Below are 22,318 nucleotides of genomic sequence, written 5' to 3'. Positions count from 1 at the left end.
CCACGGCCCGCCGCACCGCGGCCACATCCATGAGCCCTCGCGGTGCCCGCGCCGCACCGCGCAGCGAGCGCCATACCCGTGCGCGATCTCCGACAGGGGAAACGGGCCCGGAGCCGAGCAGAGCCTCGAAACGCTCCTCCGTCAGCGTGGTCGATCCGGTGCCACGAAGTACCGAGGCCACCCAGGCAGGCACGGGGCGGTCCTGGAGATCGCGCTGCAGTCGGTGGGGCACGCCGTGGGAGAACAGCGTCTCCGACAGCACCAGAGCCTGGCGGTTGTCCCGGCAGAGGATCGCGCACGTGCCTCGGAAATCTCTCAGTGAGTCGAGCGTGAACGTGTCGGTGACGGCACCGAATGAAGGGCAGCCCCGGAGCAAATCGGTGAGGTCTCGATAGACGTCCTCACCGGCGGCGTCCGACGCGGCACTCTCCGACGGAAGACGCTGGAGCGCGGAGCCGAGGGGCAGTGCGACGGCTGCCTCGGTGGTGCGCGCCCGGAAGTTCGCGGAGAGGTGGAGCTCCACGAGGTCGTCCGGGTACGACCCGCGCAGCCAGTCGAAGAAGTAGTTCGTCTCGGCGGCGCGGGCGTCCTCGTCCGCCACCTGGAACCCGAAGATCGCCTGGGCCCCGTCGCCGACCACGGTGAATCCGCAGCTGTCCTGGAATCGGTCGAGCAGGGTCTCCACCATGTCCCGGCGGTCGCCCACCAGGTCCTGGACCTCGTCGATCACGACATGGGCCGGCGGGCCCGGTTCACTTTCCTCGATCGCGCCACGCAGGATCGCCTCCGTGGCCTCGCCGATCCGCTCGTCGAAGCGCAGCGCACTCCAGTCCCTGTCCGGCTGCTCGCTGCGGAGGAGGGAGTACGCCCACGAGTCGAAGGTCTGGACCCTGACCCGGCGGGCCTCGCGGGCGTGCAGGGCGATCCGTTCCCGCAGTTCCCGCACGGCGGCCCTGGAGAAGCTGAGAACGAGGATCTCTCCGGCTTCGAGCGCTGCTTCCTCGTCTCCCATGAGGGCGTCCAGCCGCCGGACGAGCGTGTGGGTCTTACCGGCGCCGGCTCCGGCGGTTACCAGGAGCCGAGTGTCCCAGGGCTGGTCGACCACGGCCTGCTGCTCCTCGGTGAGGGGCGGGCTGTCGAGATAAGCGTCGGTCACAGGGCCCTCCACAGGTGCTCGAACTGGGTGAAGGCGAGGGCCTTGTCGTAGTTCGTGATGTTGTCACGCACGTTGAGGATCAGGCACGTCTCCTTGCCCCCGTTCCCGGGGCCACGCAGCCCGCGACCGATCATCTGCTGGTAGACGTTCGGACTGTACGTCGGACGGGTGATCACGACCGCCCTGGTCGCCGGTGCGTCGAAGCCCTGCGTCAGAACGCCGTAGTTCGTCAGCACTCGGACGCGACCGCGCCGGAAGTCGTCGACGCTCCGCCTGCGTTCACCCGTGGACGTGGCCGAGTCCACCGAAGCCGCGGTGATGCCGCGGTCCTTGAGCTTGGCCGCAAGGAACTTGGCATGAGCGACGGACGTGGCGAAGACCAGGACGGGCCAGTCGGGCGGCATGGCTTCGATCTCTTCGAGGATTCGCTTGTTGCGGTCCTGGTCGTCGGCGAGACGTTGCTCCGCGGCCTTGGAGAGCAAACTCATCTGGTCGGCGCGTGTCTTCTCGTCCTGCGTCAGCTCGATCGTGCCTCCGAGCAGTTCCCGGTGCGTGACCTTCGCCAACATGCCGAGTTCCTGGAGCTCTGCGTACGGATCGCCCGACGGGAACACTCCGTCGTCGAGGCGCTGGGCCCCGAAGCGCTGGACGAGCCGCTTGGTCTCCGCGTCGTTGGTGTTTCGAAACGGTGTGGCCGTCAGCCCGAGCAGGTGACGTCGCGTCTCGTAGGCCGTGAGCCCGAGTTGACTGAGGATCTCCGTGTACTGGGGAGAGATGGCGACATGGGCCTCGTCGACGATGACCAGGCTGGCCTTCCGGAGCCAGGCATAGCTTTCGGTGTCCAAGCAGTTCCGGAGCTTGGCATCCGTGGCGACGACGAGGTGGGGGCGGTCGGTGACCGGCCCGGCTTCGTTGGTCGTCCACAGCCTGCTGATGGTGAGAGGAGTCTCCGCCCCCACCTTCGACCAGACGAAACTCCAGCTCTGCACGGCCTGTTCGCAGAGTTCCTCGGTCTGGGCGATCCAGAGAATGGGGCCACTGAGCTCGCCCACCTGTTTGATCCACCGGATGACGGCTTCCGCCGCCACACGCGTCTTGCCCGCTCCGGTGGGGAGGGAGAGCATGCCGCGCTGCGGGGTGAAGCGATCGAGCATCGCGAAGACCTTTGCCGCGAGTCGCTCCTGGTAATCATGCAGACGTGGGAACTCCGACGGGCCGGGAACGTCCAGCCGAGGAGGCAACGCGGGCGTCCGTGCGCCGGCGAAGGAGTCCGGGAAACCGAACTCCGAGACGAACTTCACGGCTGGTGATGCCCCGGTGAAGCTGGAAGGGGCATGACTCGGATATGCGGCCTGCAGATCCCGTGCGTGTACCTGAAGCACACCGTCGCCATGGGCGTTGTAGGCCAGGCGGGCGATGCGACGAGGGGACGGCTCGCCGCCTCCCGGCTCCGGCGGTTCGCTCTCCAACAGGCCCGGAGGAAGACCGGCGCGGAGCGCGGCCGCGCCGATGAGCAGCTCAAGCTTCTCCTCGACGCTGCTCGCCTGCCGAACGCGCCGCAGAGATGCCTGGAGCTCCTTGTCCGCCTCCTGGCGCGCCTGAGCTTCCAGGACCGCTCGGCACCCCGACTCCTTCAGTCCCCACCGCAGTTCGCGATCAGCGGCCACCAGCGTCGTCAGGCGATCCGCGGAATCCAGCACCAGGACCGTCGTGCCCTGCAAGGCACTGTCGAGAGTGGTTGTAGTGGAGCCCTGGGGCGTCCGGAGCACCTCCTCCAGTTCCGAGCAGCGCAGTAGGCGATGGTTGTTCACGACAGGGCCCAGCCGCTGGCGAAGCGTGGGGAACTCGTCCTGCAACAGGACGGACTCACCGACGCCGACGTGCCGGATCTCCTTGCTTATGACGTCGGAGTAGCGAAGCATCCCCCATGTCTTGACCAGCAATGCCGCGTCCTCCGGCCCTCCGGCCAACAACGCCGGGATCTGCTCGACGCGAAGCGCGCGGTATTCGGCTGCGTTGGCGGCCACGGCGATTTCGCTGTCCTCGCGGGCGGCCCATTCCGCCCCCACGCGGCAGCGGGTGAGCTGATCCGGGAACTCCACTTCGAGCCGGGTCAGCATCACGTAGGTGCGACCGACGAAGACGTCGTCGTCGCTCTCGCGGAGCTGTTCGAGAAGGCGCTCCCACTGTTTGGTGGGGACCTCGTCGACGAGCACGGGAAGGTGGAGCTTGCGTGCCTTCTCCGCACTGATGTCGGCCACGGGGAGAACATCCGCGTATGCGTGCAGCTGTGGGCCGACCGCACTGGCGAGCGGGACGATTCCCTGTGAGGTGGCCACGCGTCCGTGACGGCGCAGCATCCAGCGCAGCGGCGAGTGGATCACCTTGCGCGTCGAAGCCTGGACGCCCACCTGCAAGGTCCAGGTGTCGATGACGCTGTCGTCGGGCAGGGCCTTGACGAAGGCCGCTCTCCCCTCTTCCGACAGGAGTTCCAGAAGGTGCAGGGGACCGCCGACCGGGGAGCCCTCCAGTTTGATCCTGGCCAGGCTGGGGCGTGCGGCGTTGCTGCTGAGCGTCTTGCAGTAGCTGTCGTAGATCGCGGCCCGGTACTCCTCGAACCACGACTCGTTCGTCGGCCTGTGTCCGTGAGTGGGTTTGTCCCGCATGCCGAACTCCCGCAGTACTTGGAGGTCGTCCGAGTGGAAGGTGGGATCCACGGCGACCGACGCGTCCCGGGAGCCGTCAGCAGGCACCACCGGTCCTGGAAGGAGGCACTCCCGCATCCGGTGGAACCGACCGTCGGCGGTGCGCACGAACAGGGTCCCCAACGGATCGGGTACTCGGGAGGTCACCTCACCGCTGACCCGGCTGCCGCCCGCACTGTGGAACAGCTCCCAGAAACGGGTCCAGTCCTGGGGCCCGTAGTTCTCAATGCCCTGCTCCAGCACACCGATGAAGCGGCCCCTGGGGTCCGCCTCACGGATGCCGATCTCGTTGAGGTCGCTGACCAGGGACTCGTCCTCCGACAACCGCGGATCGACGTACGTCGTCCCGTCACGCAGGCCGTCCTGCGCCGTCCGGAGGTAGACCTTGCCCACAACGGGTGCGACCAGACCGCTTTCCTCGGTCAGCACGATCCGGGCCGTGCGGGCCTCGGCCGCGAAGGGGGAGGCCTCGCGGATCATGGCGGCGAGGATGCGGATAGCGACGCCGGACGCCTCGACCGTCTCCTCGGTCACCAGCGCTTCCAGCCATTCTCGGACGGTCGCGCGGCGTTGCTTCGTCTCCTCCAGGATGTGACCGACCTTGCCGGCGCGGAATTCGGCTGCCTCTACGGACGGGTGGATCCAATTCGATGGTCGTCCGGGGCACGCGCTCCACATGCGGAGCCATTCCTGCTTGAGCGGCATCTTGTTCTGCGGCGCCGGATGCACGTGAATGTCACGGGGGGCCCGCAGCACACCGTCCTGGTCGGGAAGCGAGGGCCGTTCCGCCGCCAACTTCCAAATCTGCTCCGTCAGGTATTTGTCCGCCCAGTTCAAGGTCTCCGATTCCTTGGTCCGGCCGGGGAGCAGCGGAAGATAGGCCGCCGGATCCTGCGCAGGAGCCAAATGCGGCAGGGAGTCGACCACGAGCCGGGCGGCGACACGGATGATCTCCTGGTTGAACGGGCTCGCATCCAGGAGGTTCTGGCGGTCCTCATTCGTCTTCCACGCACCGTTGAGCGCCCCTCGCAGAGTCATCGGGTACTTCGTCGGGAAGAACGACCAGAATTCGCCCCGGCCCCGAGGGGTGGTCAGCACGGTCTCACCCGTGTATTCGGGCACGGCCCACGAAATGTCGATGGTGCCGCGATCGTGCATCTCGCCTGCGCTGGCGCGGGCAGCTTCGGACGGCCGATGGGCGTGCGTGAACACCTTCCATGCGGAACTGGACTGCGGCCGGCCCGTGCGTGACTCGTGGATCGTGTGCCGGTAGCCGTCATGGTCGACCGTGATCTCGCGGCGGATCGGCGGCATGGACCGGGCGTCCTCGAGGACCACCGTTCCGACGTGATGGGAGAACAGCTGGAACCTGGCGGGGAACTCGCGCTTCTCCTCGGCTCTGTTCATCGAGTCGTGCATGTCGTGACTCAGCTGCTCGGCGGCCCCGGGGAGAAGAGGCAACCGCACCACCGTCGTGGCCCAGGTGAGCAGATCATTCAGGACGGAGTCCGCGAACCGCTCCTGTTCGGCGTCCAGCGGACGAGCCATCCGCAGCACGGGCGCTTCGAAGACGTCTTCGGGAGACGTCCCCCGGGCCTTCCTGATTTCCTCGTACGACCACACCCGGTCGAAGCCGAACGCACCTGAAGTGCTGAAGAACTGAGGGGTGTCCGTCACGGCCAGGATCGACTTCACGCCGACACCGAACCGACCGATCTGGCCACCACGCTTCTTCGACACGCTCATGCGGAGAATGGTCTCGGCGCCTTCGGGCGTGACGGGCGTTCCCTCGTTGGCGCAGTAGAGGTGCGTCCTGGTGAGCACGACATGTACTTTTCCCCCAGGTGCGGAGGCGATCTCGTCCGCCGCGTTCTGCACGAGTTCGAACAACTGGCGGTCGCCGTAACCGCCCTGAGTGATCCTTCGCTCGCCGTTGGCATGCTCCAGGATCAACCCGGGGTCCACGCGGTACGTCTCCAGAACGCGCGCCGACTGGTCGAGGATCTTCTGGATGACGGGCAAGGCTCCCGAAATACCCGTCACGTCGCTGTGGTTCAAGGTGATCCCATTTCATGGCCGTGAGATGAACGTGGGGGAGCGGGGGCCGGCCGCTGCGGGGGCGCGGCCGGCCGGCGAACTCAACGATAGGTGGCGGATGTCCAGGGGGGCGCCTGGTTCAGTTCAGCCCGATGACGAGGATGACAAGGACCACGGGGCGGCGGGCCCGGCGGTTCCGGGCCGCGTAGAGAATGTCGCTCCGGTTCGCGGGGCGCGCCCCGACCACCCGGGGACGGCGGGGCGAACGCGGACGCCGACGACGCGGGGGCTCCGGGGCGGACTCGCGGGGGGCCTCAAGGCTGTCCTGGAGAGCCCGAAGCCTTTCGATGTCGGCAGTCCTGAGGCCGGTGCTTGTCAGGAAGTTGTCCTTCTCCCACGGCTTCCTACTGTCGTATTCACGAATGAGGAAGAAGGCGTGAGGGCCGAACGAGCGCTTGTCCATAGAACTTACCCCTTGGTGTTTTGTGTGTACTGGGCACGGGTTTGTTTCGCGAGAATTTGCGCACGTGCAGAAGGCTGAATACACACAAGGTGGGGGCGGTGAATTCGGCAGATGTCGATGAAAGGTTTCTTCCGAGAAGAAGTGCGGATCCGGTGTGGTTATTGCCGAGGATCAAACCGCATTTCTCGAGTGCTAGCAAGGGGTTTCGCCGACCCGTTGAAATTTCTGCGAATGGACGTGAGGTTGGCGTCCGGGCGCAGCAAACTAAGCACCTGAAGAAGGGTGCTTATCCGAGCCCGGTCAGGGCTCTTCTGCTAGGAACCTTACCTGTCCAATCGGGCCCACCGCAAGGGTCTTTCGGCGGGAATGGCGAGGGTGACGTATGGCACTAAAGGTGCAATCCGGACTGAATGGTCAAGAAGGTTGCGAGCCCGACTCAAAGGCTGATTGTGGGACTTGTAGTGCATTTGGATCAAGCGAAGCGATGAACGGTTCAAGGCGCCGGAGCGGCTGTCAAATCTCGTTGTCGTCACCTGGAGACTGTCAAATTTGCCTGTACCTTAGTCCCATGGTCGTCCAGGTAGCTGAGGAGTGGTGACGTTGGACAGCGGCATGGATTTCGGTCCGTGGCTGGCCCGGCAGCTGAAGCAGTCGGGCTTGAGCCAGGCCGACCTCGGCGAGCGCATCGGGATGACGCGGGCCGCGGTGTCGGCATGGATCACCGGGCGCGCAACTCCTCGCGAGGAGACCATCGCCAAGATCGCGGAGGCGCTCGGCACCGACCTCGGCACGATCCACACCCGTACGGCCGACACCCTGGCCGGTCTCCCCGTCTCCTGGTACCACCGCCCCGGATACGCCGACGGTGGGCGCGACTTCGGCAATGCCGCGGCCTTCGCCTTCGAGGCCGACGTCGAGGTGTTGGCGCGTGAAGCGACGCAGAACAGCCTCGACGAGCGTCTGGACCGCAAACAACCGGTCCGAGTGCGTTACACGCTGCACGAGCTGACAGGCGAGGCTCTGGCCCGGTTCCGTGAGGAGATTCGTTGGGACGAACTCCTCCCGCACTACGAGTCGGCGGCGTCCCAGAACCAGAAGGTCGGGCGGGTCATCGCTGCCGGGCTGCGTGACATGTACGAGCGGGACCGGCTTGTCCTGTTGCGGGTCGACGACTACAACGCGTCCGGCTTGACCGGCGACGACTACGAGACCGGTCGTTTCGCCGCCGTGGTGCGTCGGCAGCTGGACAGTCACAAGACGGTGAGCGGAGCAGGCGGTTCGTACGGTCTGGGAAAGGCGACGCTCTGGGCGACGAGTCGCCTTGGCCTCGTCCTGATGAACTCCACTCTCTCTGAGCCGCACGAGGGGCGCACCGAGCGACGCCTGATCGGCCGGATCGATCTTCCCTGGCGCGAAGTGGACGGTCGTGCCTGGGCCGGCCCCGCCTGGTTCGGACGTCCCGATCCGGACGCGGACAGCTCGGACGTGGCCCGTTCGTGGTGGGCCGACGAGGAGAAGGTCGAGCGCCTCCACCTCACGCGGGAGAGTGACGAGCCGGGCACGTCCTTCTTGATCGTCGGCGCGCACGACGTGGCGAGCCTCGTCGAGGCGGACCCGGACGCCGACAGCAAGGGCATCGAGGACGACGACAGCGTGCACCGGATGCACAAGCGCCTCGTCCAGGCCCTCGGTCGAAACTTCTGGGCGGCCATGACTGTGGGAGAGACGCGACGACCGCTGTTGGAGGCATCCGTCAGAACACTCCGAAACGGTGCGGAGATCATTCCGCAGGAACGGGTGGATCCCCGGACGGCGCAGCCCTCACGCACCCGGGCCCTGCAGGCGTTCCTCGACGGCACGACCGTGGATCGGCTGACCGAGGCCGGTCAGGTGGCCATGTCTACGGTGACGCTTAATGTGCCTCCTTCGGCGGGGGGCACGGAGAAGGTCGAACACCGGGCCGTCGTCCTGGTGACGGAGGCCGATGACGTCGGCAAGCCGAACCACGTGGTCATGATGCGCGGCAACCGTATGACCGTCAGGACGGCCCGAGTGGGGGATCTGCCCGTGGGGACCAACCCCTTCCAGGCGGTACTGCTCGCGGGTCATGCCGCCGGTGAGGACGCTCCTGGCGCCGTCGAGGCGGAAGTCTTTCTGCGCACCTCCGAACCGCCCGAGCACAACAAATGGGGGCAGACGGAGGAGCTGCGGATGCTGTACTCGCCGTCCGCGTACCGCCGGATCGCCAAACTCACCACCGACACCAACAAGGCGGTGCGTGAACTCGTCGCTCTGCCCAAGGCGAAACGGGCGGGCGGGGCCGAACGACTCCGTAAGAAGCTGACGCTGGGCGGCAAGCGAGCCCCTCGCCCCGCCGGCCCGACGGCGCTCCCGACGTTGGAGGAACTCGACGCCTTCGTCGATGCGGACGGTGCTTGGTCCGTCACCGGCGAGGTGAAGATCCCGGCCGGCGCGGACTCATCGCGACCGGTTCCCGTGGCGAAGCTGGACGTGCGATCGGGGCCGCGCCCCGTCCTCGCGTGGGCGGAGCTCGTTGCTGTTCACAACTGTGAAGTGGTGGACGGGTCGCTGCGCTTCGCGCCGGGTGCCCGCAAGGCGACGTTCCGAGGGACGACCGACGTGTCGACGCACCCCGTGAGGGCTGTATTCACGGGCCTGATCGTCGAACTCGGGACTGACAAGGGAGGCCGGGCATGAGGGGCTATCCGTACAAGCGGCTTCCCGGCTCAGTGACTCTGCGGGTCACCGCGGTCGAACTGCGGGGCCCGGGCGAGGCACGGGAGCCGCTCGACACGAAGACGTTCTCGACGGTCGAGCAGGTGGTCGCGCTGGGATTGGCCGAGCGGAACGACTGGGAGAAGGCCCGGCTGACCTTCACGGCTGTCGTGCCCGGACGCGCGACGGGGCCCGACGGGCCCTGGTCCGATGTATCGGTCGTGGTCGTCCTCACCGAAGGAGCCACCAACGCACGCACCACCGTGCGTTTGGAGCCTCGCGCCGAGGGCGGCCGTGAATGGGCCGGCTACTTGGACCTCTGGCGGGCCGATCATCTCGACCGCGCGACGATGTCGGTCCACGTGATCGCCACGGTCGATGGAGTGCCAGGTCGCATGATCGCCGTCTCGGAGCGGGACTGGATCGTCGACCTGAAAGCCGACACCCCTCTGCGTGAGCGAGAACTCGAAGTTTCCGAGGTCGGTTTCCGGGATGGCCCGGAGTGGCTGCAACCCTTCGCGGACGTGCCGTGGACGGTCGACACCTCCGGCGAGGTTCCGACCGTGCACATGAATACCGATTTCGAGGGCATCACCGAGCTGGTCGACGGCAACGGCACGGCGGTCGAGAGCCTGGTCCGCGACCTTCTCCTCGCCCAGATGTGCACGGATGTGTGGACGGCCGTGTTCCACACGGCGATCGGCGACTTGGAGATCGAGGAAGACGGCACTCCGCTCTTCCCCCAGGACTGGCGGGGTGAGGTGCTCCGCGAGATGCTTCCGGACGTCGTGCCCGGTCGACCACTGGGGGACGCGCTGCGGGAAGTGCACGGCAGAAGGACGGGGGCGTCCGGGTGGACCGACCTCCAGCCGCGCATCCACTACGCCGCAACGCGCAGGGCGGACGTGCCCAAGGCGCTGACCGCGACCATCCGAGGCCTCGACCGACTCGACCGGGGGACCGACGCGTGACCGACAAGCCCAGCCATCTGCCCGAGCGCCTGGCGCTACTCGCGGATCTCAACGCCGCTCGCTACATCACCGACGGTCTCCTCACCGGCAAGGAGGACGTGCCGGCCATAGCGCTCAACAAGGTCACCGAACCCCTGCCGCACAATGAGGCCAGAGGGGCGCTTCTACCGGTCCGCGATCTCGTCGACGACGCGATGCACGTGTTCAGCGCTGACAAGGCCACCGCCGCCGACGCCTGGTTGGCTCCTCGGCTCCACGCGACCCTGCGGCTGACGCGTCGGGAGGCGGCGGATCGCCGGTTCTGGAACTACTTGGCATTGGGGGTCGCGCCCGACTACGTGGTGTGGCGGCAAACGACGAAACCCAAGGACGGGGGACCACCGAGAGTGGCGGCCAGCCGCTTTCGCGGTTCCGCCGACTCGCAGGCATTCGCACGACTGTGGTGGGCAGCCGAGTTGTTTCGGAACGGGCCGGATTACGGCCCGGTGGTGACCGCCTGCGGCCAGCAGGAGATGTTCAACTCGGCGCTGCGACTCTCCGTGATCGACCATCGCCCTACAGCGCAGGCTCTGGTGACATTGATCAGTCGAGGAACGGTGAGCACGACTCGGGAAGTCAATGCACTTCTCAAGGCGGTCAACGCCTCAGCCGCCACGCTCATGTACGACGTCATGGCGCCGGACATCGAGCGTGACGGTCGTCCGTCGGCGCAGTGGGTCGAAGCCGCGGAGTGGGCACCGGCCGTACCGCGACGAGGGCTTCCGGAAGGGCCGGACGAGGAGAGGGCGCCGGAGGATTCCGTGGCCACCCTCACCGAGCACTTCGCGGAGCTCTTCGCCGGAGCTCCTGTGCGGGGGAAGAACACCGACGACAACGAGTCGGACTGACCCGGCCTGCCCGAAGGCCCTTTGGTGTCAGGGGCCTTCGGTAGGGGCGTCCTTCTCGATGGGGCGAGGTTGCGGCTTCCATTCCTTGAGCCGCGCGAACCACTCGTCCTTCGGAGCCTCACGCAGGAGCGCGGCGCTCAGGATGTGCAGGGAGAGGCGGGGCGGGACCGCGTTGCCGATCTGCTGAGCGACGTCGGTGGACTGCCACGGGTAGCGAGCGGGGAAGGACTGGAGAAGGCCGCCTTCCTCGAACGACAGCCGGTCCAGCTCCTCGCCGATCTCCTTCTCGCCGGACTCGTTCTCCTTCAGAAGGAAGAGCCGGTTGCGGCGGAACTTGCCGGTGATCGTTGCGGCCGGCTCCTCCGAGGTGCGGCGCCCCCGGTTCTTCGGGTCGCCGCCGGAACCGTAGTTGGAGACCAGGACGAAGTCACGGGGGCGGGCCGTGGCGAGAGCGTCCCCCACCGACACCCAGGGCTCTTTCCTCCGTTCCCTGGTGTTCTTGGGGCGCGCGAACAAGGCACCCTCGTGCGGTTCGTCGGTCGGGCCCTCATGCGGCGGGGGCAGCAGGCGCTCGACCCCCTTGCGGTACTGCTGGTGGGTCGCTTCGGGGAAGTACACATCCCTCGACGAGTTCTCGGGGTCCCACTGGGCGATGAGCACCGCGCGCCGGCGTGTTTGCGGGACACCGAATGCCTCCGCGTGCAGGAGGTGGGCCTTGGCTGCGTAGCCGATGCCGCTGAGCAACTCGGCGTAGTGGTTCCACACCGGCAGCACCGTGGGGACCTGCTCCAGCACCACCACGTCGTAGGGCTTTTTGCGCTTGAGTTTCGCCTCCATGATCCAACGCAACGGCTGGAGCACGAACCCTGTACGTGAGTCGGACATGGAGTCGGTCTCGCGCTTGACCTCGCCCCAAATGGCGTCGAAGGACTTGCGGTCCCTTGCGCCGACCAAGCAGCCGGCCAGCCGCTTCACGTCCTCCAAGGCCTTGTGACCCTCCCGGTTGCCGGCCACGGAGAACGACTGGCACGGCGGCCCACCGGTGAGGACGTTGGCGTCCACCACCTGGGGATCGCACGGGCCCAGCGCGGCGACATCCTTCTCCACCGTGGTGCGAAGTCCCGCTGCGTCGCGCGTCGCGCGGGTCGGGTCGTCCCACTCGACACCAATGCTTTCCACTCCCATGATCGCGGCCGCGATATCGAGGCCGCCCGGGCCTGCGAACAAGTCCACGATGCGGAAATGCGCAGGTAGGAGTGGTGGATGTGGTGAGTGGGTCATGGGATTGAAGTGTAGCCGGCCGTTCAAGATCAACTAACCCTCGATCCGGGAGTGCTTCGGGCGCTCATCCACGCAGAGCCTCGGCGACAGCGGCACCCAAAGCCCTCCCTACCGGCGGCGGCGAGGCATGCCCGATCTGGCGGTAGCGGGCCGTCTTCCTGCCCGCGAACAGCCACTCGTCCGGAAAGCTCTGCAGCAGCGCCGCCTGCGTGTCCGTGAGCTTGACCATGGCGGGTGAGCCGTCCAGCTCGGGCCCCGGAACCTCGTCGGCCAAGGCGCCCCCATTGACCCGCATGCGCGCCCAGGCGTTCTTCGAACCGGTCGGGCCCAGGTCGGCGCCCCCTCTGTTGTCGGAGCCACCCACCAGCGTCGGCGCCACACTGATCGCCTGATCCGCCCAGGCATGGGCGCCGCTCCATCCACGGGAAGCCATGGAACGACGCAGCGCCCCGCCCACCGAGACATATTCGGTGACCGTCCGAACCGGCGGCCGGAAGGAGTCGAAGTAGCGCTCCTTGAGAGCGACCAGCACCCCCTGCTTGCGGTCCTGCGGCACACCGAAGTCCGCCGCGTTCAGCACGAACCAGTGCAACCGGTAGCCAAGATGCTCAAGCTCCTTGCGGACGAAGTCACGCAAGGGCTCGAACGCCTCGGAGTCGACCAACCCCGGCACGTTCTCGATGATCATGGCACGCGGCTGGATCGAGTGCGTGAGGAGGACCGCCGCCTCCAGGAGTCGCTCCTCCTCACTGGTCTCGTTCCTTGCCGCCGTCGCGCTCGACTTCACACGGGGCAGTCCGGCGGACAGCAGATCGACGTCGTACGTCTGCGGGTGCTCGTCCGGAACGAAGTCCAGAAGATCCATCTCCAGGACATTCCACCGCGGCCGGTTCATGCGCAAGGTGTCGCAGGCCACGGGTTTGTTGTCCAGTAGCAACACCGGTTCGAACCCTGCCTGCTCCAGCCCCAGGGCCAGTCCGCCGGCCCCCGCGCACACGTCCACGAACCGTAATCCGTTCACAAGCCCCCACCTTCTGACCCTGCCCGCTTCGCGGACCTCTTGCTGTCGACGACTTCCGTCACCCGCTCGGCGACCTGCGTCGGAGGCTGGTGCTCCCAGAAGCGCAGGACCGTCCACCCCTCGGTGACCAGATGTGCCGTTGTCTCCGCGTCCCGTGCCATATTGCGATCGAGCTTCTGTCGCCACCACTCGGCGTTCGACTTCGGTTGCGTGGCGTGTTCGGGGCATCCGTGCCAGAAGCACCCGTCCAGGAACACGGCGACCTTGGCCCGCGTGAACGCGATGTCGATCGTCCGCCGGGACATGTGCGGTACTCGCTCGTTGAGGCGGTACCGGTAACCGGACGCGTGCAACAGTTTGCGGACCGCCACTTCGGGTGCGGTGTCTCGGCTGGCCTGTCGGCTCATCCGGGCGGACACGCCGGGAGAGGACGGTTTGGCAGTGCTCATCACTGCCAAGTCTCCTACGCTCCGTCCTCGTCGCGATCGATGACGGCGAAATCACCCTTGCTCGAATCGACGACACGGAAGCGCACCATGTTCTCCTGTCCGGTGTGCGGGGAGGCCGGGGCCACGAGTGAGAACGCCATGACGACGTCACCGGGATCGATCGCACCTCCGGCGGACAGCCGTGGCTCTTCTTCCACCAGCGGGTAGAGGACCACAACACCCCGTCGCTCCCGAACGAGTGATTCGACCACGGGATCACCGGAGTCCCCGAGAGCACCGGCCACCCGTAGAGCCGCTGCGCGGTGCTTGGGTTCGCTGATGGCCCCGAAGAGATCACCGCGGCGTCGCGTACGACTTGCGAGCGAGAGCGGACGGGATCCGAGAATGCTTGCTTCCGTCCTGCGGTTCGACGTCTGCTGCGGAGCGATCACCAACCAGTCGTCGATGACGTTGCCGGCGTCGGCCGCCGAAACGAGTGACTGCAGGTGCGGCGAGAACTGGGTGGGGGCGGACCACCGCAGATCGCACAGGATGCTGATCAGCGCGCTGTGGCCGATGGTCCCCAGCAGCGCCTCGTAGCTGTCGTCCCGGTCATGTTCGGCGGAGGAGTACCTCAGCGTGACAGGAGCGGGGTCCAGCGCATCGAGGACGGGCCGCCATGCCTCGGTGTTGTGCCGCAGGTCCCCACGCCCGGTCGGATAAGCCGTCGGCTCCACCCACTGCCCCGGCGACCGGATCTCCACCAGCTCCGCGTTGAACATCTTGTTGCGGGCCGCCGGCCTGAGCCAGGAAAGGTGCTGGGAGACCAGTGGCGGGATCTGGGCCGGGGTGACCTGGGGTTTGCCGTCCACCAGGGTGGCGTACCGGGTGAGCTGGGAACGGAACGTTTCTTCGTCGCGGCAGATGGCCTCGAAGGCCTCGTACAGGTCGACCGTCCTCGACTTGCCCAGCGCTTCCTCGCGGCCGATGTACAGGCGGACCAGGTCGCGGTAGCCGGGGCGGAAGCCGAACCAGCGGCCCATCTGCATCAGGGTGTCCGCCTGCTGGGTGGTGCGGCGGTAGTACGTCACCGTGAGGCCCTCGACCGTGAAGCCGCGGGAGAGCTTGGTGCCGCCGACCAGGATCTTCCACACGTGCGGGGTGCGGTCGAAGTCGAGTTCGGGCTGGGCGTAGTCGCGTTCCGTGTCGCCGTTGACCACCAGGACCGGGGAGCCGCCGGCGTTGATGAGCTGGCGGGCACGTGAGACGTGGGCCCTGAGCTCGTCGTACGACTCCGGCGTGGGCAGGGTGTCGTCCGCGTAGCGGTGGAAGTCGGAGGCGAAGAGCGCCGCCAGGCGGTCGTGGCCCTCCTTGCTCGTGTACGCGGCCCGGTGCCACATGGAGTTGATGCGCAGGGCGAGGGCCGCGTGCTCGGCCATGCGGACCGACTCGTGGACGAGCATCGTGTGGTGGCGGAACGGGCCTTCGTCCACACCGCGGTCCACCCGGTACAGCTTGAGCGCGCCGGTGAGGACGAAGGCGTCCAGGGCCTCCTGGAGGCGGTCGCCCGTGTCCTCGTAGATGCCGCGGATGTGCGTCTCCTCGGCCGTGCCCTCCGCCGACTCGAGGTCGTGGAAGTCCTGGACGCCCATGTAGCCGGTGGGACGGGGCAGCGAGATGAGGAAGTCGCGCGGGAAGATGTCCTCCCCGTCGCCCGGGTCGACGAAAACGTTGGCGAAGGGCGTCGCGGTGTAGCCGACGTACTGGGCGCGCGGCAGCAGGGTGAGCAGCTGGGAGATCTGGCTGTTGATGGCCGTGCGGGCCACCTTGCCGTCCTCCCACTTCTTCGGGTCCGTGGTGTTGACCGAGGCCTGGTCCGACTCGTCGTCGATGATCAGCGCGGGGATCTCGGAGAGGATCGGGCCGATCTTCTTGAGGTCCTTGATGAGCTTGGAAAGTACGGACTTGTTCTTCTTCACGACCATGACGCGGGCGGCCGCGTGGTGCAGGTTGGCGGGGTCGTGGAGCGGCAGGGTGCGGGCCTGCTTCTCGAACTCCAGGGCCCGGATGCCGTTCAGCAGGCTCTTGTAGTCGTCGTCGCGCGTGGTGAGGCGTTCGATGTCGAACGCGCCCAGGGTGGACGGCCGGCCGCCGTGGCTGACGAACTTCGCCGGCCAGTCCTCGTCGTCCTGGTAGTCGATGCCGACCAGCGCGTCCGGATCCGCCGGGTCGGCGCCGCGCAGGATGTTCTCGCGGCCGATCAGCTCCATGTCCAGGCGGCGCTGGGTCTGGCCGCGGAGGAGGTTGAGAGTGCCTCCGAGCACGATGACCAGGCGGTATCCGGCGTCGATGGCCTTGGCCGTGACGCCCGTGAAGTTGGCGGTCTTGCCCGACTGGACGTAGCCCACGACGAGTCCCCGGGCGCCGTACGCCTCGGTCCTGGTGGGGTCGGAGAGCCGCTCGACCACGGCATGGGTCGCCTCGTCGAGCCCCGCGACCGCCTCGTCCGGCCAGCCCTTGCCGCGCAGGAGCTGCTCGTAGGAGTTCCAGTAGAAGGAGCGCGCGGCCGCGGCGTCACGGGAGTACCAGGACGTGAACTCCTTGCTGATCACCGTCGGGCCGGGCTCCTTGAACACCGGGACGGCGCCGTCGAGCGCCTTGCGCAGATCGGGCCCGAAGCCCAGCCGGTCGTACGTGTCCGAGCGGCGGGCGTCCGTACGGGCCGGGGCGGCTGACCAGTCGGCCTGTTCCGCGAGGTCCCAGGTGGTCAGGGTGCGGTGCCAGAGCGCGATCAGCCCGTCCCCGGGGTCCGCCGCGAGGACGCGGTCACGGAAGTGGCCGAGCGCGGTGTCGGCCGGTTCCTCGGCCTCGGAGAGCACGAAGGCGAGCTTGGCGAAGGGCTTGGGACCACGCCGCATCGCGGCCAGCACATCGCCGTGCAGGGTGAACAGGTGATCGGTCATGACGTCGCGGCTCTCTCGGGTCGGAACGGGGCGGGGGAGGGCGGACAGGCGGTTCAGCGTTCGAGTTCGCAGCGCGCCGCCGTCACCAGGACGCTGTTCCACAGCGCCACGTTGTCGGTGTGGACGGCCCTGACCCGCTCCTTCTGGAAGATCTCGTTGACCATGAGGTAGAGCATGCTCTTCAGTACGGGGGCGTCGTTGAGACCTCCGCGCCGACCGCCGTTCAGCAGCTGCCGGTATTCCTTGTTGAGCCGCACCTCCCGCTGCTCGCGGTCGAGTTCGAAGAACACGTCCGACGGGAGCGTGTCCCAGCGGAAGCCGATCGGGTCCTCGCCCTCCAGCTCGGGCAGTTCGTCGCGCAGTGTGCGCCGCAGCTTGGGGTCCATGCCCTTGCCGGCCGGCAGGACGGCCTTGCGCTGCGGCTCGGTCGCGCGCCTGGCGGCTTCGCGGTACGTGGCCGCCGCCTCCTGCACGTACGTACCGAAGGCCTGTCCCTCGCTGTCCACGGCCTGCTCCAGGCCGCGGGCGAACGCGGGCGTGACGGTCACGCCGTCCTTCTTCACGGTGAGGGCGAAGACGTCGTTCGGTTCGGCCGGCAGCTCGACGACGATCCGGGCGAGCGCGAGGTGGCCCTCGGGGCTGCGGGTGCTGTTCCAGCCGCCCGCCTGGACGAGCCGGTCGTTGCGGTAGATGTAGAAGCCCTGGCGCTCGGCGAGCGGACCGATGCCGCGGTAGCTGACCAGGGGCGACTTCGGCGGCCAGATGTGCGCGGTGAGCGCGACCTCGCCGACGCCCTGGACCGGTGCGGTGTACGTACGGGGGAAACCGGCCCGGCCGGGCACCCGGTAGCCGAACGGGTCGATCGGCTCGACGCCGCGGTGGTCCAGCTCCTCCTTGGTCCGGACGTCCTCGACGACGATGTCGATGTTGAAGTCCTCACGGGCGAGGAAGCGGTGGAGGTAGAGGCCCAGCTGGGTCTCCAGCTTCTCGATCGCGTCGTTGAGATAGCGGTCGGCCTGGCCGGTGGTGACGGTGTCGAAGGCGCGGACGCTGTCCCAGCGCACGATCGTGCCGTGCCACTCGATGAGGCCGTCGTAACGGTCGACGAGATCCTGGCAGTAGCCCGGGTCGACGATGTCGCAGCTGAAGTCGGCCTGGGCGCGGGCCGTCAGCCAGCGGCGGCCGGTGGCCGGGCTGCGTTTGGTGCGGCTGATGACGGTGAGCGAGTCGGCGTGCGAGAGGGAGGCGGCCTTGAGGCCGGCGCCGAAGTGACCGAGGGCGCCGTCGTCGTAGTCCTGGCGGCCGCCGACCGTCATCGCGGTGTCCAGCGCCGCGTCGTCCATCCCGCGGCCGTCGTCTATGACGAGGAGACTGACCAGGCGGTCCTCGTCGCGCAGGAAGCTGACGACGACGTTGCGCGCCCCCGCGTCGATGGAGTTGTCGACCAGGTCGGCGATGGCGGCCTCGAATCCGTACCCCTGATGCGTCAACGACTCGACGTAACGGGCTGCGGGCGGGAGCCGCTTGGTGCCGGTGGTGGGAACCTCGAACTGCCAGTCGGCAGAGGGCTGATAGGGCGGCATGAAGACTTCCTCGCGCACACAGAGCTGAGACCTGCGTGGGGAGGTGCGGCCCTGGAATGAGTGGTTGGCTGTGATGATATTGCAAAGGTCGGACAGTGGGGTATCCCGGTGACAAAAGCGCTGCCGGCGACGGCCTCAGAGCTGCCGCGGCGCCCCGAACCAGTCCCTGCACTCCGGCTGGTTCGGCCGGACGATGAGCAGGATGGCCACGGCGAGCCAGATGAGGACCAGGATCAGGACCGTCGTGAAGGCCCACAGGAAGACCGTGAAGGCCAGGGTCATCCATCCGTAGCCGATGGCCGAATTGCGCACGTTGGGGTGGCGGGTCGGGAACTTCAGGGCGGTCAGGATGCCCCAGGCGGTGACCGCCAGGATGAGGATGCCCACGAAGACGACCATGCCGGCGTGGTCCTCGCCCGCGGCCCGGCGGGTGTACGCCGACGTGTCGTCCTCGCCCCAGAGTGACGTGGCGATGGAGACGCTGTTGGTCACCAGGGCCAGGCCCAGGATCGCCTGGAGGCCGCCGATGACCATCATCAGGACGCGCAGACTGCTGACCGGGGCGGGCATCGTGCCCACGGCGGGAGGCAGGCCGCCGCCGAAGCCGCCGGTTCGGGGAGGGTGCGGCGGGCGGGGAGGGCCGCCGGCCCCCGGGTTGCCGCGGGCCCAGGGTCGCGGGGGAGTGTTGTCGGGCGTGCCCGGGTCGTTCTTGCTCATGTGTGGCCTTCCCCCCGCAGCGGTCCAGGCTTCAGGAGGCCATGGTCGGGGCACGGGGGGCGCTTGCCCAGGGGTAAGTCGGCCATGTCCGAAGGGGTTACGCGGGCTCCGGGGGTCCCGCCGACAGCTCCCGTACGTACCCCACCCCGGGGACATGGCTGACTCCTGGGGAAGAGGGCTTGGGCCGCGGCCTTGCCGTTGCCCTGCTGCGTCTTCCACGATCGTCCGGTTCCCCGTCCCCAGCCAGGGCTGCGTCTACCCAGGGGACGCCACCCCCTGGCTGTGCTCCGGCGTACGAGCGACCATGGAGGGGTGAACCTTCCAGAACTCGGCGCCTTCCTCAGGACACGTCGCGACCGCATACGCCCCGCCGAGGTCGGTCTCCCCCAAGGCCCGCGACGGCGCGTCCCCGGGCTGCGCCGCGAGGAGGTCGCGCAGCTGGCAGGGCTGTCGGCGGACTACTACACCGAGCTGGAACGTGGCAGCGCGAAGAACGGCGTGCAGCCGTCCACCCAGACCGTGGCCGCACTCGCCCGGGCCCTGCGCCTGAACGGCGACGAGCGCGACCACCTGTTCCGCCTGGCCGAACGGCCGGTCCCCCCGTCGGCACACGGACCGTCGGCGCACGTGCAGCCCGCGCTCCTCGGACTCCTGGACCGGCTGTCCAACACCCCCGCGCGTGTCATCACCGACCTGCACGAAACCCTGGTGGAGAACGACCTCGCCCGGACCCTGCTCGGCAGGTCCCCGGCACGCCGTGGCCCGGCGGCGAGCTTCGTGTACCGCTGGTTCACCGACCCGCGGGCGCGCGGGATCTACCCGCCCGAGGACCACGGTTACCACTCCCGGGTGTTCGTGGCCGACCTCCGGGCCGTGGCCGCCCGGCGCGGCCGGGACACGGAGGTCACGGAGATGGTCGCCGCGCTGCGCCGTCGCAGCGAGGAGTTCGCAGCCCTCTGGGACACCCACGACGTCGCGGTGCGCCGTATCGACCACAAGCGCATCGTCCACGCCCTGCTCGGCGTCATCGAGCTCGACTGCTACAACCTCCTCAGCGAGGACGGACGGCAACGTCTGCTGTGGTTCACCGCCCCACCCGGAAGCCCGGGAGCCGAGCAGCTGGAGCTGCTGTCCGTCGTGGGGACCCAGGAACTGGACGTCACGGAATCGGCGACCCGGTGAGAGCCTTCCCCGGGCGTGGCGTATCCGGGTGCCGTGCGGGCGGTTTGTTCCCGGCCTGGGGTGATCGCGGTCTACCCGCTACGATCACCGCCGCGACCGGAAGGGGAGGGCCATGGCCGAGGCACGAGGCGCGGCGGAGCGTGCGGAGAGCACCGTCGTCGAGCTGAGATACGAGTTGGGGCGGCCGGACTGGTCCGACGCCTTCCGTGCACGAGGGAGGATGCGGGGGATCAGGGGGCGGTTGCAGCGGCTGCTGGTGCCGGTGCTCTTCGCCGCGTCCGTCTGGCTGATCTCGGACAGCCTCTCGGCGGCGGCATGCGCCTTCGTCGGCTGCCTGCTCGGTCTGGTCGCCCGGACCAGCGTCCTGGCCGCGCGGCACGCCAGGGTGGGTGCCGCGACGGGGCCCTGGAGCGTGACCGTGAGCGACTCGGACGACGCCGTGCGCTTCACGGGCGCGCACATGGAGACGCGCCGGGGATGGCGGAGCCTCGGCGGGTACGTGGAGACCGCCGCCGGGTTCGTCCTGCTGGCGCCCGCGCCCCACCTGCTCGTCGTGCACTATCTGCCGAAGCGCTCCCTGGGCAGGGACGACACCGACAGGCTCCGCGCCGTCCTCGACCGCCGCCTGCCCCGGCGCGCCGCCCGCCCGCCCCAGCACTGAGGGGTACGTACCCGTAGCGGTCCAGGGGGACCGGCGTTCCCCTACGCGCCCCCGTGGCAGTCCCGGTAAGACCGCCCCGAGCCGCACCAGCACGCCGCGCTCCTTGCCGGGGGCCACGGGACCGCGCGGCCGCGGGCGGCCAGGGTCGTCGCGTACTGGGGGAGCAGGTCCGGGTCGGACGGGGAGGCGGCCTCGGAGGCGGCGAACGCCTCGTACGACGGGACCGTGCCCGTCACGATGCCGAGGTTCGGGGTCCCCGCCGCATGGAGGTCGCGCAGGGCCGCCTCCAGGAGGGCCAGGTGGTCCGGGTGCGAGGCGTACTCGCTGCCGAGGCCGGGGTACGCGGTGAGGAGCTCACGCAGTTCGGGCTCCGGCCAGTGGAGCACCGCCACCGGGAACGGGCGGGACAGGGCCGTGCGGTACGTGCCCAGTTCGGCGCGGAGGCGGGTGATCTCGGCCCGGAGCTCGCCCGGGTCCGAGGAGCCCAGCGCCCACAGCCGCTTCGGGTCGTGGAGCTCGTCCAGCGGGACCGCCGCGGTGTGGAGGGCGTCGGCCAGCTCGTCCCAGGCGTCGTGCGTGACGCCCATCAGGCGGCGGACCCGGTGGCGGCCGGTCAGCAGCGACTGGGTGGCGTACGGGACCTCCTCGCCCGGGGCGATGAGCAGGGTGAGGGCCGTGGAGAAGTAGTCGTGGGCCGACTCCAGCTCGTCGTGGGCCTCCAGGGTCTCGGCCGCGATCTCCCACGGCGCCGCCTCCGGCGGGGCGGCCGCGCGGATGCCGTCGATGATCGCGCGGGCCTCGGCCTCGTGGCCGTACTCCCACAGGTTGGCGGCGTTGAGCGCCTTCACCAGGTGGGGATGTTCGGTGTCGGGGTCGCTGAGCAGGGAGTCGTAGAGCGTGGTGGCACGGGCGCGGTCGCCGGCGAGTTCCAGATGGGCCGCCGCCTGGAGGAGCAGCGGTTCGTGGTCCTCCGGATACTGCGCCGCGGTGCGCAGCAGGCGCTCGGCTTCGGTGGTGTGGTCGGCAGGCGTGTCGGGGCGCATGGACCACACGGTACTGCCGTACGGGCGTGGCACGGAGGGATGTTGCGGCCCCGGAACACGGCGTCAACGGGTGAGCCTTGTTACGGCTCTGGAGAGTTGCGGGCCCTGGGCCTATCGTGCGGGCCGTGCGGCAGCGGACAGGTGAGCGGATCCCGGTGGTGGTGCAGCGTGACGTGCGCGGGAGGCGGCTGGCCGCGCGCGGGCTGTGGACGGGCGCGGAGCTGGTGATGACGCTCGGCGTCGTCCTGCTGCTGCTCGTCGCCCATCAGCTGTGGTGGACCAACCGGCAGGCCCGCGCCGAGGCCGCCGACACCGTGCACGTCACGCTGCACCACCACCGGGATCCGCTCACCTGTCCGCTGCCGCACGGCCCGCACGATAGGCCCAGGGCCCGCAACTCTCCAGAGCCGTAACAAGGCTCACCCGTTGACGCCGTGTTCCGGGGCCGCAACATCCCTCCGTGCCACGCCCGTACGGCAGTACC

15 protein-coding genes are annotated in these 22,318 nt (G+C 68.4%); 6 read left to right on the top strand and 9 right to left on the bottom strand.

Annotation, left to right across the window (positions count from 1 at the left end):
* Together EAO72_RS09715 and EAO72_RS09710 are read right to left on the bottom strand one after the other, a co-directional pair.
* Nucleotides 1–1,156: UvrD-helicase domain-containing protein (locus EAO72_RS09715; RefSeq protein ID WP_148016861.1), on the bottom strand; the 1,156-nt coding region annotated here is incomplete at its 3' end.
* Entirely contained in the window at nucleotides 1,153–5,919 is a 4,767-nt protein-coding gene (locus tag EAO72_RS09710) for a DEAD/DEAH box helicase (RefSeq protein ID WP_148016850.1), read from the bottom strand. The genes EAO72_RS09715 and EAO72_RS09710, both read right to left, overlap by 4 nt.
* 1,054 nt (nucleotides 5,920–6,973) lie before the next feature.
* Between EAO72_RS09710 and EAO72_RS09705 the strand changes: the two genes are divergently transcribed.
* The 3 genes from EAO72_RS09705 to EAO72_RS09695 are packed head-to-tail and all read left to right on the top strand — an operon-like array spanning nucleotide 6,974 to nucleotide 10,955.
* Nucleotides 6,974–9,079 carry a helix-turn-helix domain-containing protein gene (locus EAO72_RS09705; protein ID WP_148016860.1) on the top strand — a complete coding sequence of 702 codons (2,106 nt, stop codon included), beginning with the start codon at nucleotides 6,974–6,976 and terminating at the stop codon, nucleotides 9,077–9,079.
* Nucleotides 9,076–10,068, top strand: a complete 993-nt coding sequence (locus EAO72_RS09700) for a hypothetical protein (protein WP_148016849.1) — start codon at nucleotides 9,076–9,078, stop codon at nucleotides 10,066–10,068. The genes EAO72_RS09705 and EAO72_RS09700 overlap by 4 nt, the downstream gene beginning before the upstream one ends.
* Entirely contained in the window at nucleotides 10,065–10,955 is an 891-nt protein-coding gene (locus EAO72_RS09695) for a DUF6339 family protein (RefSeq protein WP_148016848.1), read from the top strand. The genes EAO72_RS09700 and EAO72_RS09695 overlap by 4 nt, the downstream gene beginning before the upstream one ends.
* A 27-nt stretch (nucleotides 10,956–10,982) precedes the next feature.
* Here EAO72_RS09695 and EAO72_RS09690 read toward each other — a convergent pair whose 3' ends face one another.
* The 6 genes from EAO72_RS09690 to EAO72_RS09665 form a co-directional block, all read right to left on the bottom strand.
* The gene (locus EAO72_RS09690; RefSeq protein ID WP_261991398.1) at nucleotides 10,983–12,188 is read right to left on the bottom strand and encodes a DNA cytosine methyltransferase; all 1,206 of its coding nucleotides are present in this window, start codon (nucleotides 12,186–12,188) and stop codon (nucleotides 10,983–10,985) included.
* A 112-nt stretch (nucleotides 12,189–12,300) separates the two neighbouring features.
* The gene (locus EAO72_RS09685; protein WP_148016846.1) at nucleotides 12,301–13,257 is read right to left on the bottom strand and encodes a DNA cytosine methyltransferase; all 957 of its coding nucleotides are present in this window, start codon (nucleotides 13,255–13,257) and stop codon (nucleotides 12,301–12,303) included.
* A complete protein-coding gene (locus EAO72_RS09680; protein ID WP_187284994.1) occupies nucleotides 13,254–13,706 on the bottom strand; it encodes a very short patch repair endonuclease in 453 nt (150 codons plus the stop codon). The genes EAO72_RS09685 and EAO72_RS09680 overlap by 4 nt, the downstream gene beginning before the upstream one ends.
* Nucleotides 13,707–13,720: 14 nt before the next feature.
* A complete protein-coding gene (locus tag EAO72_RS09675; protein ID WP_148016845.1) occupies nucleotides 13,721–16,648 on the bottom strand; it encodes a Z1 domain-containing protein in 2,928 nt (975 codons plus the stop codon).
* A gap of 53 nt (nucleotides 16,649–16,701) precedes the next feature.
* Nucleotides 16,702–18,231: an ATP-binding protein gene (locus EAO72_RS09670; protein ID WP_148016844.1), complete on the bottom strand. Its 1,530-nt coding sequence runs from the start codon at nucleotides 18,229–18,231 to the stop codon at nucleotides 16,702–16,704.
* A 135-nt stretch (nucleotides 18,232–18,366) separates the two neighbouring features.
* Complete coding sequence (locus tag EAO72_RS09665) at nucleotides 18,367–18,948, bottom strand: hypothetical protein (RefSeq protein WP_148016843.1); 582 nt, start codon at nucleotides 18,946–18,948, stop codon at nucleotides 18,367–18,369.
* 312 nt (nucleotides 18,949–19,260) lie between these two features.
* Between EAO72_RS09665 and EAO72_RS09660 the strand changes: the two genes are divergently transcribed.
* Nucleotides 19,261–20,130 (top strand): helix-turn-helix transcriptional regulator, encoded by an 870-nt coding sequence (locus EAO72_RS09660; RefSeq protein WP_148016842.1) that lies wholly within the window; start codon nucleotides 19,261–19,263, stop codon nucleotides 20,128–20,130.
* A gap of 112 nt (nucleotides 20,131–20,242) precedes the next feature.
* A complete protein-coding gene (locus tag EAO72_RS09655; protein ID WP_148016841.1) occupies nucleotides 20,243–20,791 on the top strand; it encodes a hypothetical protein in 549 nt (182 codons plus the stop codon).
* A 41-nt stretch (nucleotides 20,792–20,832) separates the two neighbouring features.
* Here EAO72_RS09655 and EAO72_RS09650 read toward each other — a convergent pair whose 3' ends face one another.
* The gene (locus tag EAO72_RS09650) at nucleotides 20,833–21,834 is read right to left on the bottom strand and encodes an SEC-C domain-containing protein (RefSeq protein WP_148016840.1); all 1,002 of its coding nucleotides are present in this window, start codon (nucleotides 21,832–21,834) and stop codon (nucleotides 20,833–20,835) included.
* A 125-nt stretch (nucleotides 21,835–21,959) separates the two neighbouring features.
* Here EAO72_RS09650 and EAO72_RS44020 point away from each other — a divergent pair, with 125 nt between their 5' ends.
* On the top strand, nucleotides 21,960–22,247 hold the full coding sequence (locus EAO72_RS44020) for a hypothetical protein (RefSeq protein WP_410090182.1): 288 nt from the start codon (nucleotides 21,960–21,962) through the stop codon (nucleotides 22,245–22,247).
* Nucleotides 22,248–22,318: the final 71 nt, after the last annotated feature.

Origin of the sequence: Streptomyces sp. OR43 (assembly GCF_008042275.1) — a bacterium.
Lineage (GTDB): Bacteria > Actinomycetota > Actinomycetes > Streptomycetales > Streptomycetaceae > Streptomyces.
Note: the sequence above shows the minus strand (reverse complement) of the source record. Positions and strands in the feature narration are given on the sequence as shown.